This window comes from Variovorax sp. 679, from assembly GCF_003952185.1.
Classification (GTDB): Bacteria; Pseudomonadota; Gammaproteobacteria; order Burkholderiales; family Burkholderiaceae_C; genus Variovorax.
In genome coordinates this window covers 312,950-330,006 of record NZ_RXFS01000003.1, presented here as the reverse complement: position 1 = coordinate 330,006, position 17,057 = coordinate 312,950, and the positions used below count along the sequence as shown (strand labels likewise).

General features: G+C 68.3%; 15 protein-coding genes. 2 read left to right on the top strand and 13 right to left on the bottom strand.

Going from position 1 to position 17,057, the window contains the following annotated elements; translation table 11 throughout:
• Nucleotides 1-269: 269 nt before the first annotated feature.
• The 5 genes from ampD to ccsA are packed head-to-tail and all read right to left on the bottom strand — an operon-like array spanning nucleotide 270 to nucleotide 5,192.
• Nucleotides 270-869: a 1,6-anhydro-N-acetylmuramyl-L-alanine amidase AmpD gene (gene ampD, locus EJO71_RS08875; protein ID WP_125948346.1), complete on the bottom strand. Its 600-nt coding sequence runs from the start codon at nucleotides 867-869 to the stop codon at nucleotides 270-272.
• A complete protein-coding gene (locus EJO71_RS08870; protein ID WP_125948347.1) occupies nucleotides 856-2,418 on the bottom strand; it encodes a sigma-54 dependent transcriptional regulator in 1,563 nt (520 codons plus the stop codon). The genes ampD and EJO71_RS08870 overlap by 14 nt, the downstream gene beginning before the upstream one ends.
• A 5-nt stretch (nucleotides 2,419-2,423) precedes the next feature.
• Entirely contained in the window at nucleotides 2,424-4,121 is a 1,698-nt protein-coding gene (locus EJO71_RS08865) for an ATP-binding protein (RefSeq protein WP_125948348.1), read from the bottom strand.
• Entirely contained in the window at nucleotides 4,118-4,378 is a 261-nt protein-coding gene (locus tag EJO71_RS08860; RefSeq protein ID WP_125948349.1) for a PP0621 family protein, read from the bottom strand. The genes EJO71_RS08865 and EJO71_RS08860 overlap by 4 nt, the downstream gene beginning before the upstream one ends.
• Before the next feature lies 1 nt (nucleotide 4,379).
• Entirely contained in the window at nucleotides 4,380-5,192 is an 813-nt protein-coding gene (gene ccsA, locus EJO71_RS08855) for a cytochrome c biogenesis protein CcsA (RefSeq protein ID WP_125948350.1), read from the bottom strand.
• A 115-nt stretch (nucleotides 5,193-5,307) separates the two neighbouring features.
• On the opposite strand from ccsA, the gene ffh reads away from it, so the two are divergent.
• Nucleotides 5,308-6,696, top strand: a complete 1,389-nt coding sequence (gene ffh, locus EJO71_RS08850; protein ID WP_125948351.1) for a signal recognition particle protein — start codon at nucleotides 5,308-5,310, stop codon at nucleotides 6,694-6,696.
• A gap of 66 nt (nucleotides 6,697-6,762) precedes the next feature.
• On the opposite strand, the gene EJO71_RS08845 is transcribed toward ffh, so the two are convergent.
• On the bottom strand, nucleotides 6,763-7,902 hold the full coding sequence (locus tag EJO71_RS08845; RefSeq protein WP_125948352.1) for an AAA family ATPase: 1,140 nt from the start codon (nucleotides 7,900-7,902) through the stop codon (nucleotides 6,763-6,765).
• A complete protein-coding gene (locus tag EJO71_RS08840) occupies nucleotides 7,899-8,795 on the bottom strand; it encodes an RNA ligase family protein (protein WP_125948353.1) in 897 nt (298 codons plus the stop codon). Before EJO71_RS08840 ends, EJO71_RS08845 begins: the two co-directional genes overlap by 4 nt.
• 107 nt (nucleotides 8,796-8,902) lie before the next feature.
• Between EJO71_RS08840 and EJO71_RS34940 the strand changes: the two genes are divergently transcribed.
• Entirely contained in the window at nucleotides 8,903-9,037 is a 135-nt protein-coding gene (locus EJO71_RS34940) for a hypothetical protein (RefSeq protein ID WP_276311653.1), read from the top strand.
• A gap of 50 nt (nucleotides 9,038-9,087) precedes the next feature.
• On the opposite strand, the gene mdoH is transcribed toward EJO71_RS34940, so the two are convergent.
• The 6 genes from mdoH to EJO71_RS08805 form a co-directional block, all read right to left on the bottom strand.
• Nucleotides 9,088-11,112 (bottom strand): glucans biosynthesis glucosyltransferase MdoH, encoded by a 2,025-nt coding sequence (mdoH, locus tag EJO71_RS08835; protein ID WP_125948354.1) that lies wholly within the window; start codon nucleotides 11,110-11,112, stop codon nucleotides 9,088-9,090.
• Nucleotides 11,113-11,511: 399 nt separating this feature from the next.
• Entirely contained in the window at nucleotides 11,512-12,900 is a 1,389-nt protein-coding gene (locus EJO71_RS08825; RefSeq protein ID WP_125948356.1) for a sigma 54-interacting transcriptional regulator, read from the bottom strand.
• A complete protein-coding gene (locus EJO71_RS08820; RefSeq protein WP_240651327.1) occupies nucleotides 12,897-13,520 on the bottom strand; it encodes a hypothetical protein in 624 nt (207 codons plus the stop codon). The genes EJO71_RS08825 and EJO71_RS08820 overlap by 4 nt, the downstream gene beginning before the upstream one ends.
• 101 nt (nucleotides 13,521-13,621) lie before the next feature.
• Nucleotides 13,622-15,049 carry an ATP-binding protein gene (locus tag EJO71_RS08815; protein WP_125948358.1) on the bottom strand — a complete coding sequence of 476 codons (1,428 nt, stop codon included), beginning with the start codon at nucleotides 15,047-15,049 and terminating at the stop codon, nucleotides 13,622-13,624.
• Nucleotides 15,049-16,398: a tRNA (N6-isopentenyl adenosine(37)-C2)-methylthiotransferase MiaB gene (miaB, locus tag EJO71_RS08810; protein WP_125948359.1), complete on the bottom strand. Its 1,350-nt coding sequence runs from the start codon at nucleotides 16,396-16,398 to the stop codon at nucleotides 15,049-15,051. Before miaB ends, EJO71_RS08815 begins: the two co-directional genes overlap by 1 nt.
• A 95-nt stretch (nucleotides 16,399-16,493) precedes the next feature.
• Entirely contained in the window at nucleotides 16,494-16,892 is a 399-nt protein-coding gene (locus tag EJO71_RS08805; RefSeq protein WP_240651328.1) for a hypothetical protein, read from the bottom strand.
• Nucleotides 16,893-17,057: the final 165 nt, after the last annotated feature.

The following is a 17,057-nucleotide window of genomic DNA, read 5'->3' as shown; positions in this document are numbered from 1 at the left end:
GACACTATATCTAGGGTGCATGGGGCGTACAACCCACTAGATGTAGCGTTTTCCAATAGATACAAGGATTGCCGGTATTACTTCCGCAATAGGCTGCGGGCGAAGATGCCCCGTAAATACTGGCCTATGGTCACGCAACCCGCATGGGGCGTGGCTTGCAAGGCGATTTGGGCCTGCAAGGCGCATGGTTGCTACATCGCGCAGCCGGCATTTTCGCATTGCTGCGCCGCAAGAGCGGCGCATCGCGGGGCGCCGCGCGATTGAAAAAATTAGCGCTGCCTCACCTGCTCAGGAAACATCTGTGGATTCCAGCCCAGTTGTTCGCGCAGCAGGCGCCAGTCGAAACCCGCGCCCGGGTCCTGCTTGCGGCCCGGTGCGATGTGCTCGTGGCCCGCGATGTGCTCGACCGGAAAGTGCTGCGCGATGGCGGCGCACAGGCTTGCGAGCGTCTCGTATTGCGGCTCCTCGAAGCGCTGTCCTTCGAGGCCCTCGAGCTCGATGCCGATGGAGTCGTCGTTGCAGTTGCCGCGGCCGCGCCAGGACGACACGCCCGCATGCCAGGCGCGGTCGTCGCAGCTCACGAACTGCCAGAGCTCGCCGTTGCGCCGCACGTAGAAATGCGAAGACACCTCGAGGCCGCGGATCGACTGGAAGTAGGGGTGCGCGTCCCAGTCGAGCTGGTTGGTGAAGAGCCGCTGCACCGAGTCGCCACCATATTCGCCGGGCGGCAGGCTGATCGAGTGCAGCACGACGAGGTCGATCCGTGCGCCTTCCGGGCGGGGACCGAAGTTGGGCGAGCGCAGCGCCTTCGCGAAGCGATACCAGCCGCCTTGCCAGAGCCCGTCGCCGGCAGCTTCAGTCGTCGGCATGGCTGCTCGGGCCATCGTCGCCGTTGGGCGTGGTGATGCCCAGGCGCGCGATGCGATAGCGGATCTGGCGCAGGCTCATGCCGAGCCGCGCGGCGGCCGCGGTGCGGTTGAAGCCGCTCTCGTGCAGCGCGCGCACGAGGATTTCGCGCTCCTGCTGGTCGAGGTAGGCCTGCAGGTCGGAGGGCAGCGGCGGGGGCGCTGGCTTGAGGGGGGCGGCCGGCGCGGCGCTCGGAGGCGGAACCGCGGAAACGACAGGCGCATCGGCGGCGGAAGAGAGCGGAGCCGGCGCGGACGCCGCCGCTTCGGCCGCGGCGGTGAAGCCGCCCATCAGATCGAGGTGCAACTCGTCGCCGTCGTTCAGCGCCACCGCGCGGTGCAGCAGGTTCTCGAGCTCGCGCACGTTGCCGTTCAGCGGATGCTGCGCGAGGCGGCGCAGCAGATCGTCGGACAGGTGCGGCACCGGCAGCCCTCCGTCCTGTGCGATGCGCGAGAGCAGCGCGCTGCACAGCGCCGGCAGGTCTTCGCGGCGGTCGCGCAGCGCGGGCACCGCGATCTCGATCACGTTGAGGCGGTAGAAAAGGTCTTGCCGGAAGCGGCCGGCCTGCACTTCGGCGTGAAGGTCCTTATGGGTGGCGCTCACGATGCGCACGTCGACGGCGTCTTCCTGCGTCGAGCCGATGGAGCGCACGCTGCGCTCCTGGATCGCGCGCAGCAGCTTCGACTGCATGGCCAGCGGCAGGTCGCCGATCTCGTCGAGAAACAGCGTGCCGCCGCGCGCTGCCTGGAAGTAGCCGTCGCGGTCCTGCGACGAGCCGGTGTACGAACCCTTCTTCGCGCCGAAGAATTCAGCCTCGAGCAGGTTCTCGGGAATCGCGCCGCAGTTCACCGCGACGAAGGGGCCCTCGCTGCGCTGGCTGCACGCATGCACCGCGCGCGCGACCAGTTCCTTGCCGGTGCCCGATTCGCCGCGCACCAGCACCGGCGCCATGCCACGTGCCACCTTGGCGATGCGCGACTTGACGAGCCGCATCGGCTCCGATTCGCCCACGAGGCGGTCGAGCGCGGCGATGCCGGTGCCGGACGTGACCGCTGCCGCTTCGTTTGCGGTGCTCGCGGGCGCCGCCTGCACGGCCTTGGCCACCACCGGTTGCGGTGCCAGCCGCGCCTGCACGGCCGAAGCCACCACCGCGCGGAACTGCTTCAGGTCGACCGGTTTCGTGAGGTAGTCGAAGGCACCTGCCTTCAGCGCCTCGACCGCGTTCTCGGCCGAGCCGTAGGCGGTCATCACCACGCAGCGCTCGCTGCGCTGGTCTTTCTGGATGCGGTGGATGATCTCCATGCCCTGCCCGTCGGGCAGCCGCATGTCGGTGATCACTGCGTCGAAGCGGCCGGCTTCCAGGTGCTGCCAGGCTTCCGACACGCTGCCCGCGGCCTCGACGCGATAGCCCTCGCGCAGCAGCGTCAGCTCGTAGAGCGTGCGCAGGTCCGGCTCGTCGTCGATGACCAGGATCTGCGCCGGCCGCTGGGTGGAAGGGGTGGAGTTGCTCACGGGCGTTATTGTGTCAGCCGGTTTTCGCTGGCGGCAAAGCTGACGAAGAATTCGTTGCCCTCGGGCCCGCCCGGCACCAGCGCGCGCCGTTCGTAGCCGATGGTGGCGCCGTGCCGCCGGCACAGCTCGCGGCACAGGAACAGGCCGAGCCCGCTGGAGCGGCTTTCGGAAGAGAAGAATGGCTCGAACAGGTGCCGCTGCACCGCCGGCTCCAGCGGCGCGCCGTCGCTCCACACCATCAGGCTGGGGCGGTTGGTACCGCCGCGCTGCTGCGCGGTCAGCACCTGGATCGAGCCTTCGCGCTTGCCGGCGTAGCGCGAGGCGTTGTCCAGCAGATTCACGATCAGGCGGCGCAGATGCTCGGCGTCGAAGCGCACGTCGCAGCTCGGCGCATCGAGCGACACCAGCACGCCCTTGCGCTGGGTCTGGCGTACCCATTCCTCGGCCAGCACCTGCACCGCGGGGTCGAGCACCAGTTGCTCGCCCAGCGACAGCACGCGTTGCTGGCGGGCGCGTGAGACATCGAGCACGTCGTCCACGATGCGCGCGAGCCGCTGCGCGTTGTGCTGCACCATGCTCGTGAGCTTGCGGTGCGCGGGGTCGGTCAGGTCTTCGTTGAGCAGCGCGCTGGCCTGCGTGATGGCGGCCAGCGGATTGCGGATTTCGTGGGCAACGGCCGCCGACATGCGGCCCATGGCAGCCAGCTTCTCGGTGCGGATGCGGGCCTCGAGTTCGCGCAGGTCCTGCAGGAACATCACGCACAGGCTGTCCGCGCGCTTCTCGCTGGTGGGCGTGAGCCGCGTGCGCACGCGCACCTCGCGTGCCGCGCCGCGCGCCTGCGCCACCGGGATCTCTTCCGACTGCGGCGCCCGCCGCGCGAAGGTCTGGCGCGCCAGCGCGGCCAGCGCGTGCCATGCGGGCTGGGCATGCAGCGGGAACGGCAGGGTCAGTTTCGCCAGGCCCTGGCCGAGGATGGCGTCGGCCGCCGGGTTGGCCGCGTGTACCAGTCCTTCGGCGTCGATCACCAGCACGCCCTCGCTCAGCGTTTCGATCACCAGGTCGTTGACCTGCGCCTGCATCTGCGCGCTGCTGCGGCTGCGCTGCGCCACGGCTTCCTCGCGCGCCAGCCGGCGGGCCATTTCGTGAGCGAGCAGCGCCACCACGAAGAAGCCGGTGCCGGTGAGCGCCGCCTGCACGAATCGCGGCGATGAATCGCCCGACTGCTGCAGCCAGTGCCAGCCCGCGTCGGCCAGCAGCAGCAGCGTGACGGTGGCGGAGGTGCCCAGGCTCACGAGCATGGTGCCCAGCACCGCGCTCATGAGCACAGGCAGCGCGAACAGCGGCGTGTAGTTGACGTTGCCGCCCTGCAGCACCTGCAAGGCGGTGAAGGCAGCCAGGTCGACGCCGATGGTCAGCAGCCACAGCGTCGCGAAGCCGCGGATCGGCGGATGGAAGCGCGTGTAGCGCATGCCCAGCCAGGTCGCGCCCAGATAGAGCGCGGAGATGCCGATGGCGATCGGCTGCATCGTCTGGCCGATCGCGAAGGCCACGCCCTGCAGCAGCATCAGCACCAGTGCGACGAAGCAGCGCGCGCCCATGAAGCCGCGCCAGAGCCGGCCCAGCGCCGTGCTTTCGCCCGGGCCCTGGTCGAGCACGTCCCAGTCGGTGACCGGCTCGCCGCGCGACCAGAGAGGGGCGCTCATTGCCGTGCGGCGGCTTCGCGGTGAGCGGTGCTGCAATAGACCGCGCCGCCGGGGCCGGCGATGGCATCGGTCGCCGGCAGGTGCAGGCCGCAGTGGGCGCAGCGCACCATGGCCTGTGGCTGGCCGGCGGGCGTGCGCTGCTGTTGCTGCGCCTTGGCCGCGCGTTCGCGCATGGCGTCGCGCATTTCTTCGCGCCGGTTCTTGCGCCAGAGCCAGATCGCGACCCAGAGCACCGCGAGGACGAGGAGGTATTTCATTTCAGACGGGAGGGCGCGCCAATACGACCTCGAGCACGAAGCGCGAGCCCACGTAGGCCAGCAGCAGCAGGGCCGAGCCGGCATACAGCACGCGGCGCGCCGTGCGGCCGCGCCAGCCGAAGCGGGCCCGGCCGATCAGCAGGACCGCGAAGGTGATCCAGGCGAGCACCGAGAAGATGGTCTTGTGGTCCCACTTCCAGGCGCGGCCGGCAAGGCCGTACAGCTGCTCGCTGAACAGCAGTCCGGCCAGCAGCGTGGCGGAAAGCAACACGAAGCCGGCGGTGACGAAGCGGAAGGTGAGCCGCTCGAGCGTGAGCAGCGGCACGCCGCCCTGTGCTTCGGCGGAAGCCAGCCGGATCTGCTTCTCGGCGCGGGTGATCAGCCAGGCGTGCACCACCGCGGCGGCGAACAGTCCGTACGAGGCGATGCCCAGCGCCAGGTGCAGCGGCAGCCATGGCGAGGCCGTCACGTGCAGCGGCGTGCCCGGGAACAAGATGGCCAGCAGCACGGCAGCCGCGCCCAGCCAGGCGAGCGCGCGCCGCACCTTCAATTGGGGATACATGCGGCTTTCGACCGCATAGACGGTGAGCACCAGCCACGCCGTGACCGACAGCGCAGGGGCGAAACCGAAGCGCGGCTGGCTGCCGATGAGGCCGTGGCCCAGTGCGGCGGCATGCAGAAGCCATGCAATTCCGAGGGCCCATTGGGTCGATTGACGGCTCAGCCGGGTGCCCGCGGCGGCGACAAATCCGTAGGCAACCGCGGTGGCGATGCCCAGTGCCACGCCGAGCGGGGAGGGGATCGCTAAAATCATCGGCCGGAGTTTAGCGTCTCGCTCTTGCGTTCCCGGCGCCCGGCTTCAAGTTCTTTCCCGTCTCCCAGGCTTCTCATCCGGCCCGCGCCACAGCGGGCAGCAAGGCATCCCGTTCATGGCCACCGCCCTCACAGAAAAGTTCTCCCGCCTCGTCAAGACGATGAGCGGCCAGGCCCGCATCACCGAAAGCAACGTGCAGGACATGCTGCGCGAGGTGCGCATGGCGCTGCTGGAAGCCGACGTGGCGCTGCCCGTGGTGCGCGACTTCGTCGCTCGCGTGAAGGAAAAGGCGCTCGGACAGGAAGTGCTGGGCTCGCTCAAGCCGGGGCAGGCACTGGTCGGCATCGTCAACCGCGAACTCGCGGCGACCATGGGCGAGGGCGTGTCCGACATCAACCTCGCGGCCCAGCCGCCGGCGGTGATCCTGATGGCCGGCCTGCAGGGCGCCGGCAAGACCACCACCACCGCCAAGCTCGCCAAGCACCTGATCGAGAAGCGCAAGAAGAAGGTGCTCACGGTGTCGGGCGACGTGTACCGCCCGGCCGCCATCGAGCAGCTCAAGACCGTCACCAAGCAGGCCGGCGCCGAGTGGTTCCCGAGCGCCCCCGATCAGAAGCCGCTGGACATCGCGCGCGCCGCGCTCGATCACGCCAAGCGCCATTACTTCGACGTGCTACTGGTTGACACGGCCGGCCGCCTCGCCATCGACGAAGTGCTGATGGCCGAGATCAAGCAGCTGCACGCGGCGCTCGATCCGGTCGAAACCTTGTTCGTGGTCGATGCCATGCAGGGCCAGGACGCAATCAACACCGCGAAGGCCTTCAAGGAAGCGCTGCCGCTCACCGGCATCATCCTGACCAAGACCGACGGCGATTCGCGCGGCGGCGCGGCGCTGTCGGTGCGCCAGGTGACGGGCGTGCCGATCAAGTTCGCGGGCGTGAGCGAGAAGATCGACGGCCTGGAAGTGTTCGACGCCGAGCGCCATGCGGGCCGCATCTTGGGCATGGGCGACATCGTCGCGCTGGTCGAGCAGGTCACTGCCGGCGTCGACGTGGCGGCGGCGCAGAAGCTCGCGGCCAAGGTCAAGAGCGGCGCGGGCTTCGACCTCAACGACTTCCTCGGCCAGTTGCAGCAGATGAAGCAGATGGGCGGTCTGTCGAGCCTGATGGACAAGCTGCCCACGCAGATGGCCGCCAAGGCCAGCGAGGCCGACCTGAGCCGTGCCGAGCGCGACATCCGCCGCAAGGAAGGCATCATCAACAGCATGACGCCGCTGGAGCGCCGCAAGCCCGAACTGCTGAAGGCCACGCGCAAGCGCCGCATCGCGGCGGGTGCCGGCGTGCAGGTCCAGGAAGTGAACCGCCTGCTCAACGAGTTCGAGCAGATGCAGGGAATGATGAAGAAGATGAAGGGCGGCGGCCTCATGAAGATGATGAAGCGCATGGGCGGCATGAAGGGCATGGGCGGCCTGGGTGGCCCCGGCGGCCCGAAGCTGCCGTTCTAGGCGAAGGCTGCGGCCTGCATATATATAAGAAGGCCCGCTGGTTCGCACCGGCGGGCCTTCCGTCTTTCAGGTCTGTACTTCGTAGACCGTCTGGTGCGCTTCCACGGGCGCGGGCAGCTCCCAGCGGTGCAGCATGCGCTCGATGCCCGCGTTCGGCAGCGTCGTGTCGCGCTCGCGGTTGCGGCGCATCAGCTCCGCGTGCGGCACCTCCAGGTACACCAGCTCGATCTGCGCGTGATAGGCCCAGAGCAGGTCGAGCGTCTTGGTGCGCATCTGCTGGCTCAGGTGCGTGGCGTTCCAGACGAAGCGCTCCTGCCTGCGCAGCAGCGCTTTCGCTTGGTCGACCGCGTGGTGCGCGGCAAGCCCGTCGTTCTCGCCATGCTTCAGGCCCAGCTCGGCGCGCGCATCGTCGAAGGACACCACCGGCCAGCCCTTGCGGTGCTGTGCCACCCAGTGGTTCTTGCCGCTGGCGGGAAGGCCGCACATCACCGTCACCGGCGAGCCCGCGTTCTGGAACAGCGGGTAGTCGGGGCTGGTGTCGGCGCCGCGGAAGTAGGCCAGGCGGGTGTGGTCGTCGGCCATCTTTCTCGGGCCTTCCCAGCAGCCTTCTTCCTGCGCCAGCTCTTCGAAAAGCGCGATGTCGGCCATGCTGTCCGCGCGCTTCTCGTAGTGGCGGCCGAGCATGTCGCAACGCGCCACGCAGCACAGGTCGGGCAGGTTCAGCTCCCATGAGAGCTTGTGCACCAGCCACTCGGGCCGCACGCCCTTGCGCGAGGCGAAGGCGTGGAAAGGCACCTGGTGCACCGTGATGATCCGGCACACCGCCTCGCGCAGCGCGAAGGGCACGCGGGCCTTCCACATCAGCACGCGCACGTCCACGGCACCGCGGCGCGAGTGGCCTGGTTGGCCGATGCGGCCGCTGGCTTCATCGATCATGGTGGTGTCGGGTTTGGCGATGTCGTGCAGCAGGCAGGCCATGAACAGCACGAAGCGGCTGTCGGCATCGGCGCGGCGGTAGTGGTCGTCTTGCATCAGGGCGTCGAGCACCATGCGCGTATGGATGCCGACGTTGCCTTCGGCGTGGTAGTACGGGTCCTGCGGCGTCTCCTCGAGGCGCAGCAGGGCCGGCAGCAGGTCGCTGCATTGCGCCCAGTCGTAGCCCTGTGCGGGCGAGGGGGCCAGGGCGCGCAGATCGTCGTATGTCATCGCGGCCTCCCTAGGGTTGCGAGTTCGGCGGGATCGCGCAAGGTGCGCAGCCCCAGGTCTTGCCAGCTCACCAGCGGCGTCGGCGCGTAGAGATCCACGCCCGGCGCCAGCTGGTTCGGCAGCACCGGCCGGCGGCTGTGATGCGAGCCCGAATCGAGGATGGTCTGGACGAAATCCGGGCGCACCCACTTGTAGCGCCCCGTCACCTTGCCGTCCGATTCGGTCTTGAGGTACAGGCCCTCGGCGAGGTCGGACAGGTCGGTCTGCTGGCGCACGAGATCGAGCGGCTGGCCTTCTTGCGCCACCGCGATCTCGAAGGCCGTCTTCCAGCTCGCGCTGCGCGCCAGCGAAGGCCGCATGAGCGAGCGCAGAGCCTTCGCATGGCGCGGTATCTCGCCCTCGTAGAGCACGGGCACCGGCAGCACCGGGCCGCCTTCGAGCAGCGCGTGACGCGCCGGTGTCGAGAGAAAGCATTGCGACTGCCGGTCGTAGATGTCGAACTCGAGGAAGAAGGCCGGCAGCCGGTCGTACCAGCAGCTGTGCTTGGCGAAGCACCATTCGCCGTACATCACGTAGCGGTCTTCGAGCCGCTCCAGCAGCGCCGCTTCATGGGTGGCAGCCCAGTGCTTGAACAGGTTGAACTGCCGCTCGCCGGCGCCGCCCGCGAGGTAGTGGCCGCGCGACTGCAGCAGCAGTTCGCCCGCCGGGGTGAACGACACCGCCGCATTGGCGCCATCGAGCTTTTCCTCGATGACCACATGCTGGCCATGCAGGTCGGACAACGGCGTCTGGCCGTCGTCGCTGTCGCCCGCTTGCAGTCGCGAGCCTTCCAGGTGCGCAGTACGCGGGTACTTGAGCAGCGGAATCGATGAAAGGGAAGAGAGAGGAAACACGTTTGTTCTCCGGATGGAAACCAGGAAGAACCGACAACGTGCGGGAGCGAAGCTGGAAAGCTGGGGAACGGATTGCGGTCAGCGGAAAGCGCAGCTTGGCGCCCGACATGACCAGCAATGAAGCGGTGTTGTCGGCGTCAGAGGGTGATGACGGCGAAACGGGGCACTTGGCGCTCCTGTGGATCGAAGAGATCCGTGGGTGGATGAAAAAAGAAGTGCGCGATTCTAGCCACGCGCCATGAAAAAAGCCGGCCCAGTGGCCGGCTTTTCGAGGCGTTGTGTCTTCAGCGCATCAGGCGGTTGCCAATGCCGGGCGAGCCAGGCGCACCGCGTGCATCCACGCGCGGCGCAGCACGGCCGGCGAACGCGATTCCTCGGGAATCAGCAGGTAGCCGCGGTCGCGCAGCGTGGTGCCCAATGCGATCTGGCTGGTCAGCACGGTCAGCGGGATCGCCAGCAGCAGCGGCAGGCCGACGGGCATGAGCCAGATCAGCGCGCTCGGGTCGATCATGGCGACGCCAACGGCCAGCATGGCGATCACCAGCGTCATGGGGGCCAGCTGCGAGGCAGCGACCTTCCACGGCACCGCGGCGGCTTCGCGCGGGGGCGACTTCCAGTCGAGCTTGATGCCGGTGAGGGCGACCAGCACGAAGAGCGAATGAGCCAGCATGCGGACCGGAGCCTGCACGATGGCCAGGCCGGCTTCCATCGCCGAGCTCTTCACCAGGCCCCACAGGCCACCGTACTGGCGCTGCTCGCCGCGCATCAGCACGGCGGCGATGCCCAGCACGCGCGGCAGGAACAGCAGGCACAGGGTCCAGACCCACAGGCCGGCCAGTTCGGCGGGCAGCACGTTCCAGCTCGAGACCAGGCTCGAACCGCTCAGCCACAGGGCCGTGCCCAGCGTCAGGAAAGCGAGCCACAGGGGGGCCGAGACGTAGGCCATGGTGCCGGTCACGAACATCGCGCGGTGCACCGGGTGGATGCCGGGCTCGGCCATCAGGCGGGCGTTCTGCAGGTTGCCCTGGCACCAGCGGCGGTCGCGCTGCAGCTCGGCCAGCAGGTCCGGCGGTTGCTGCTCGTAGCTGCCGACCAGGTCGGACACCAGCCACACGTTGTAGCCGGCACGGCGCATCAGCGCGGCTTCGACGAAGTCGTGCGACATGATGCCGCCCGACATGCCGCCGGTGCCCTTGATCGGGGCCAGTGCGCAGTGCTTCATGAAGGGTTCGACGCGGATGATCGCGTTGTGGCCCCAGTAGTGCGACTCGCCCAGTTGCCAGAACTGCATGCCCAGCGTGAACAGGCGGCCGGTGACGCGCGAGGCGAACTGCTGTGCGCGGGCATGCAGCGTGACGTGGCCGATGGCCTGCGTCGCGGTCTGGATGATGCCGGCGGTCGGGTTGGCTTCCATCAGCTTGACCATCGAGGTCAGGCAGTCGCCGCTCATCACGGAGTCGGCGTCGAGCACGACCATGTAGCGGTAGTCCTTGCCCCAGCGGCGGCAGAAGTCGGCCACGTTGCCGGCCTTGCGGTGCGTGCGGCGGGTGCGCAGGCGGTAGTAGACCTCGACCTGCAGCTGGTTCGGGTTGTTCGCGTGATTCTGGGCCAGCGCGGCGCGAAGGTCTTCCCAGGCGGCGCGCTCGGCGGCGGCGGTCTCGGGGTTGTAGCTGTCGGACAGCACGAACACGTCGAACTGCTTCGCGTGGCCGGTGGCCGCGACCGATTCGCAGGTGGCGCGCAGGCCGGCGAACACGGTGGCCACGTCCTCGTTGCAGATCGGCATGATGATCGCGGTGCGTGCCTCGGGGTTCATCGGGTGGTGAGCCACCTGCTTCGCCGAGAGGGAGTACTTGTCACCGCGCACGGAAACGTAGAAGCCCATCAGCGCGGTCACGAAGCCGGTCACGACCCAGCCCGACAGCAGGCCGTACAGGCCGATCTGACCGTATTCGAGCCAGAGGTTGTCGTAGTCGGGTTGCACGCTGGCGAAGAGCGAGGACGCGATCACGGTGCTCAGCAGCGTGAGCATCATGAAGGCGAAGCGGCGGCGGGCGGCGGCGCGCTGCCAGGGTTGCTTCGCTTCGGTGGCGGTGGGGTGAGCGCCGGCTTCGGCGTCACGGCCCGCGCCGAGCTTGACCAGCGCGGCGGTGCCGAGGCTGTTCCAGAAACCGCGCCAGGGGCGGGGCGTCATGGAGCCGCGGTTGACCGGGGGGGCGGTAACGGAGTTGGGATGGCGTTCTTCGCGAACCGGGCTGCGGCGCGAGAAATCGGTGTCGGCCAGCACGTTCAGTTGGGAGAAGTCGTTCGGCTTCATGCGATTTACCAACGTTGCTTGTCGGAGGGGGTGTCGCCAATGGCCGGAAGGCGCTTGAAGACGCAATCCGTTGCGGCGCCGCCAGCGCTTGCGAGCGCGGCCAGCGAATGGCCCGCGGCGCGGGGCCGCGAGGGGGAAAACTGCTTTTGACGCAGGCCGTCGCGCTGCTGGCGCAGTGCGAAAGATGGGCTGGTAAGTGCTGTCATGCCTGTACAGGGGCAAACCCTGTGCCAGGCTGGAAAAACGCTTTCAGATCAACGACTTGGGGCGATCCGGAGGCATTTTTCTGAGGGAGAGGCGGCTGGAGGGCCTCAAAACCCCTGTTTTTGTCGCCGAATCCCGACAAGCCTCCGGGGCTGGTGGGGATAGGCCATATAAATCAACGACTTAGGGGCGTCGCTACTCGGCGACAGGATCTCCACCCGGAGCGACAGCGTCGGCCTTGAAGTGGCCCGGCGTGAGTTCGTGCTTCTGCAGAAGCCGGTAGAACTCCGTGCGATTGCGGTCGGCGAGGCGGGCCGCGTCGGCCACGTTGCCGTCCGTCAGTTTCAGCAGGCCGACGAGGTAATCGCGCTCGAAACGCTGCTTGGCCTCGGCATAGGTCTGCACTTCCACCGTCGGCACGCGCAGGGCCCGTTGCACCAGCGCCAGCGGAATCAGCGGCGAGCTCGACAGCGCACAGACTTGCTCGACCACGTTGAACAGCTGTCGCACGTTGCCCGGCCATGCCGCCATGGTCAGCGCCTTCAGCGCCTCGGGCGCGAAGCCCGAGAGCCGCTTGCCGTACTTGGTCGACAGGCGTTGCAGGAAGTGGTTGGCCAGCAGCGGAATGTCTTCGCGCCGCGCCGACAGCGGCGGCAGCGTGAGCGTCACCACGTTCAGCCGGTAATACAGGTCCTCGCGGAACTGGCCGGCTTCCATCGCGGCGTCGAGGTCGCGGTGCGTGGCCGAGACGATGCGCACGTCGACCTGGATCGACTGGCTCGCCCCCAGCGGCCGCACCGCGCGTTCCTGCAGCACGCGCAGCAGCTTGACCTGCAGCGCGGGCGGCATGTCCCCGATTTCGTCGAGCAGCAGCGTGCCGCCGTCGGCCTGCTGGAACAGGCCCTTGTGGTTGGCGTGGGCGTCGGTGAAGGCGCCCTTCATGTGGCCGAAGAGCTCCGACTCGAGCAGCGCCTCGGGGATGGCGCCGCAGTTCACGGCCACGAAGGGCTTGTCGGCGCGCGCGCTGGCCTTGTGGATGGCGCGCGCCAGCATTTCCTTGCCGGCGCCGGAGTCGCCGCGCAGCAGCACCGAGGCGTCCGACTTGGCGACCATGCGCGCCTCGGCCAGCAGCTCGGCCATGCGGTTGCTGCGGCTCACGATCTCGGCGCGCCAGCTGTCGTCGCCGGCCTTGCTCGGCGTGGCGGCGGGGGCGCCGAGCGCCAGCGCCTGCGCGATCTTGTCGAGCAGCTCGCGCCCGTCGTAGGGCTTGGTGAGGTAGGTGAAGACGCCGCGCGCCGTGGCCTCGACCGCGTCGGGAATCGTGCCGTGCGCGGTCAGCAAGATGACCGGCAGCGAGGGATGGCGCTTGCGGATCTCGTCGAAGAGCTGGAGGCCGTCGCGTCCGGGCAGTCGCACGTCGCTCAGCACGAGCTGCGGATGCTCGATCTCGAGCTGCGTGAGCGCGGTCTCGGCGGATGTGACGGCCGTGACCTGGTAGCCCGCCGAGCTCAGCCGCATCGACAGCAGCCGCAGCATGTCCGGGTCGTCGTCGACCACGAGAAGACGGGCGCCGGTGGTGCTCATTGATTCGGTTTGCCGTTGGGCGGCGCGGCCGGTGCGGCCGACGCCGGATTGGTGTTGGGCCGAGCGAAGCTGCGCTCGATGGCGCGCAGGGCTTCGATGCGGTCGTTCAGTTGGTCGATGCGGCGCTGGCTGTCGCGCAGCTGCTGCACCTGCTTGTCGCGGTCGTCTTCCACGCGACGCTGCTCCACATAGCGCGCGGCCAGTGCGCGTGCCAGCGGATGCAGGGCCTGCGCCTCGGGCGCGGGGTTGGCGATCACGCGCTGCAGCAGGCCCAGCGCGCGCGCCAGGTCGGCCGGCACGCGGGTCTGCGAGAGCAGCAGCGCCAGCTGCATCTGCGCCGTGGGCGAATCGCCGGGGTCGCCGATGCGCGCGATTTCAGTGCTCAGGTCGGCGCCGTTCAGCGGGCGCACCTTGTCGGCATACGACAGCATTGCCGACTGCGGCCCCTGCGTCATGAGCGTGAAGAGCGAGGAGGCGGGCTGCGTGGCCGGCGCCTTGGGTTCGGCCTCCACCGGCATCACGCGCGGCACGACCGGAGGCGGCGGCAGCGCATTGGCCTCCGCGGGCGGCTTGGGCTGCGTGGCGCAGGCGGCCAGCAGCAGGACGAAAGGCACGGTCATCGCCCCGGCGAAGGAGGAACGGCGGACGAACGAAAAAGACATGGGTCGAAGAAAGGACGCGAGGCGGTCGGACAGTATCTGGAGAGAGGGAGCCGGGGTGGTCAGGCCGTGCGCGGCAGTTCGATGCGAAAGCGAGCACCGGGTCCGCCGGGCTGCAGAGTGATGCGGCCCCCGTGGGCTGCAATGTACTCCTGCACGATGGAAAGTCCGATGCCCGTGCCTTTCACCGTGTGCTCGGGCTGGCGTTCGCCGCGGAAGAAAGGTTCGAAGATCCGGTCGCGGTCTCCTTCGGCAATGCCCGGCCCGGCGTCGTTCACGTCGATGTGCACCGCCTCGGGCGTCTGCGACACCTCCAGGGTGATGACACCGCCCGTTACCGAAAAGCGGATGGCGTTGCTCAGCAGGTTGGCGATGGCAGTGCCGAGCTTGGTGCGGTCGACCGTGATCGCGACGGGCTCGCCCTCGGCGCGCACGCGCAGGCCGTGCGACTGCCACTGCAGGCGCTGAGCCTCGATCTGCTCTTCTATCAGCGGCAGCAGCTCGGTGCGTTCGCGGCGCAGCTGGCGCGCCTCGAAGGCGGCGGCGTTGAAGCGCAGCAGCGCCTCGATTTGGCCTTGCAGCGCCACGGTGTTCTGGTTGAGGATCTGCGCGACTTCGAGCTGCGCCGGGTTCAGCGGGCCAGGCACGCCGTCTTCCAAAAGCGACACGCCTTCGCGCAGCGCCGCCAGCGGCGTCTTCAGCTCGTGCGACACATGGCGCAGGAAGCGCGCCTTGTCGGCGTCGAGCTCGGTCAGGCGCAGCCGCAGCCATTCGAGCTGCTGCGACACGCGCCGCACGTCGGCTGGGCCGCGGATGTCGATGGGCTCGTCGAGCCGGTTCTGCCCGAGGCCGACGATGGCGTGCTCCAGCCGCTTGAAGGGCCGCGCCAGCCAGATGCCGAAGGCCAGCGCCAGCGACACGGCCAGCACGCTGGCGGCCACCACTTCGCGCATCAGCCGGCGGCGTGCGTTCTCGATGCGCTTGGCCAGCGCGTCGTTCTGCGTTTCGATGAGGAACTGCGCCTGCTGGGCGAGATTGGTGTTGAGCGCGTCGAGTTCGCGGAACTGCATGGCCATCGTGCTTTCGCGCTGGAGGGCGCTGTCGGCGCTGCCGCTCATCAGGCCCTCGATCACGCCGAGCTGGGTTCGCCACATGTCGATGCCGGCGGGCGGCAGGCCGTTCTTCTCCAGTCGATCGAGCACCTGGTGCGCTTCGCGGGCGGCATCGTCGAAGCGGCGGCGCAGCACCGCGTCGTTCAGCACCAGCGACTGGCGCCCGGCGCGCTCCATGGCCGCGCTGCGCTCGGCCAGCGACTGCGACGCGCCCGACAGGCGCAGCGCCCGCGCGGCTGCGTCGCGGCTCTGCGTCATCAGCACGTCGTACTGCAGCACCGAGCGCAGTGCGACGCCGACCAGCAGCGCGGTGATCAGCAGGAAGGCGAAAAGCAGGAGCTGCTGGAACGAGCCCCGTATGGAAGGTCGCTTCGCCATCAGTGGTGGGCGAGCGCCATCGGCGATTCGTTCGTCACGACCTCGCCGCGCAGCGTGTAGGCGAGCGAGCGGGTGATGCGCAGGTCTAGCATCTGGCCGACCAGCCGGGCATCGCCCTCGAAGTTGACGACGCGGTTGCACACGGTGCGGCCCATGAGCTCGTTCGCGTCCTTGCGCGAGGCGCCTTCGACCAGCACGCGCTGCGTGGTGCCGACCAGCGCCTGGCCGAAGCGCTTCACGTTGGCGTCGATCACGGCCTGCAGCGTGTGCAGGCGCGCGAGCTTCACCTCGTGCGGCGTGTCGTCGTGCAGCGCGGCGGCGGGGGTGCCGGGGCGCGGGCTGAAGATGAAGCTGAAGCTGGCGTCGAACTGGCAGTCGTCGATCAGCTTCATCATCTTGTTGAAGTCGTCGTCGGTCTCGCCGGGGAAGCCGACGATGAAGTCGCTGCTCAGGGCCAGCTCGGGGCGGATGGCGCGCAGCTTGCGCACCGTGCTCTTGTATTCCATGGCGGTGTAGCCGCGCTTCATCGCCATCAGGATGCGGTCGCTGCCGTGCTGAACCGGCAGGTGCAGGTGGCTCACGAGCTGCGGCACCTTGGCGTAGGCCTCGATCAGGCGCGGCGTGAACTCGTTCGGGTGGCTGGTGGTGTAGCGGATGCGCTCGATGCCGGGGATCTCGGCCACGTATTCGATGAGCAGCGCGAAGTCGGCGATCTCGGCGGTGTCGCCCATCTTGCCGCGGTAGGCATTCACGTTCTGGCCCAGCAGCGTGATCTCGCGCACGCCCTGGTCGGCCAGGCCGGCGATCTCGACCAGCACGTCGTCGAGCGGGCGATTCACTTCCTCGCCGCGGGTGTAGGGCACAACGCAGTAGCTGCAGTACTTGGAGCAGCCTTCCATGATCGACACGAAGGCGGTGGCGCCCTCGACGCGCGCGGGCGGCAGGTGGTCGAACTTCTCGATTTCGGGGAAGCTGATGTCGACCTGCGGGCGATCGAGGCGCTCGCGGTCGTTCAGCATCTCGGGCAGGCGGTGCAGCGTCTGCGGGCCGAACACGATGTCGACGTAGGGCGCACGCGCGATGATGGCCTGGCCTTCCTGGCTGGCCACGCAGCCGCCCACGCCGATCTTCACGCCCTTGGCCTTCAGGTGCTTCACGCGGCCGAGGTCGGAGAACACTTTCTCCTGGGCCTTCTCGCGCACCGAGCAGGTGTTGAACAGGATGAGATCGGCCTCGTCCACGTTCTGCGTGGGTTCGTAGCCCTGGGCTGCGTTCAGCACGTCGGCCATCTTGTCCGAGTCGTACTCGTTCATCTGGCAGCCGAAGGTCTTGATGAATACTTTTTTCATGGGGAGCTCTCTCTCTCTCGTGGCCCGGCACGGCGGCGGGGCGCGACGGCATATGGCGCGCAGCGCAACAGGCTGCGCCGCCACCCGTCTCTTTCTTACTGCGTGTTGATGGTGTCGTTCGAGGTGAACGGCCAGACGTTGAGGAACGGCTTGTTCAGCGATTCGCGGCTGGCGGTGGCTTCGTCGGGCGTGAGGATCCACACCTCGCGCAGCAGCCCGGCGGCGTCGCGCGTGTAGTTGACGAGGTACTTCTGGCCAATGATGGCGCCGGGCATCACCAGCATGTTCTGGCCGCTGCGGATGCGCGCGCCGGCGCCGAGGCGGTCGGGCTTGCCGTCGAGCTCGACGTCGGGCGCGTTGGTCACCATGAACTTGCCGCGCAGGGTGCCGACGGGGAAGACGCGGCCGCCCACGAGCGATTCATTCTGGGTCTGGGGGCGGGGCGCTTCGTCCTGGGCGCTGGCGGTGAGCGGGAAAAGGCCCATGGCAGCCATGGCTGCTGTGCAAAGTGCTATGAAAGTGAGAGCATTCGTGGGTTTCTTGCAGCGGTTCATGGGGTTTATCCAGAGGCTGTGGACCGGCGATTTTAGCGAGGGGGTGTGGTTTCCTCGCGCCGTCCGCAGGGTGTTGAGCGGGCTTCGGGTTGACCTGCTTTACAT

Excerpts from the sequence above, each read along its gene's own strand:
- ccsA (WP_125948350.1), bottom strand. The coding sequence starts at position 5,192 with ATGATTTTAGCGATCCCCTCCCCGCTCGGCGTGGCACTGGGCATCGCC.
- EJO71_RS08865 (WP_125948348.1), bottom strand. The coding sequence starts at position 4,121 with ATGAGCGCCCCTCTCTGGTCGCGCGGCGAGCCGGTCACCGACTGGGAC.
- miaB (WP_125948359.1), bottom strand. The coding sequence starts at position 16,398 with ATGAAAAAAGTATTCATCAAGACCTTCGGCTGCCAGATGAACGAGTAC.
- EJO71_RS08805 (WP_240651328.1), bottom strand. The coding sequence starts at position 16,892 with ATGGCTGCCATGGGCCTTTTCCCGCTCACCGCCAGCGCCCAGGACGAA.
- ampD (WP_125948346.1), bottom strand. The coding sequence starts at position 869 with ATGCCGACGACTGAAGCTGCCGGCGACGGGCTCTGGCAAGGCGGCTGG.
- EJO71_RS08860 (WP_125948349.1), bottom strand. The coding sequence starts at position 4,378 with ATGAAATACCTCCTCGTCCTCGCGGTGCTCTGGGTCGCGATCTGGCTC.
- EJO71_RS08815 (WP_125948358.1), bottom strand. The coding sequence starts at position 15,049 with ATGGCGAAGCGACCTTCCATACGGGGCTCGTTCCAGCAGCTCCTGCTT.
- EJO71_RS34940 (WP_276311653.1), top strand. The coding sequence starts at position 8,903 with ATGACCAGCAATGAAGCGGTGTTGTCGGCGTCAGAGGGTGATGACGGC.
- EJO71_RS08845 (WP_125948352.1), bottom strand. The coding sequence starts at position 7,902 with ATGACATACGACGATCTGCGCGCCCTGGCCCCCTCGCCCGCACAGGGC.
- mdoH (WP_125948354.1), bottom strand. The coding sequence starts at position 11,112 with ATGAAGCCGAACGACTTCTCCCAACTGAACGTGCTGGCCGACACCGAT.
- EJO71_RS08825 (WP_125948356.1), bottom strand. The coding sequence starts at position 12,900 with ATGAGCACCACCGGCGCCCGTCTTCTCGTGGTCGACGACGACCCGGAC.
- ffh (WP_125948351.1), top strand. The coding sequence starts at position 5,308 with ATGGCCACCGCCCTCACAGAAAAGTTCTCCCGCCTCGTCAAGACGATG.
- EJO71_RS08820 (WP_240651327.1), bottom strand. The coding sequence starts at position 13,520 with ATGACCGTGCCTTTCGTCCTGCTGCTGGCCGCCTGCGCCACGCAGCCC.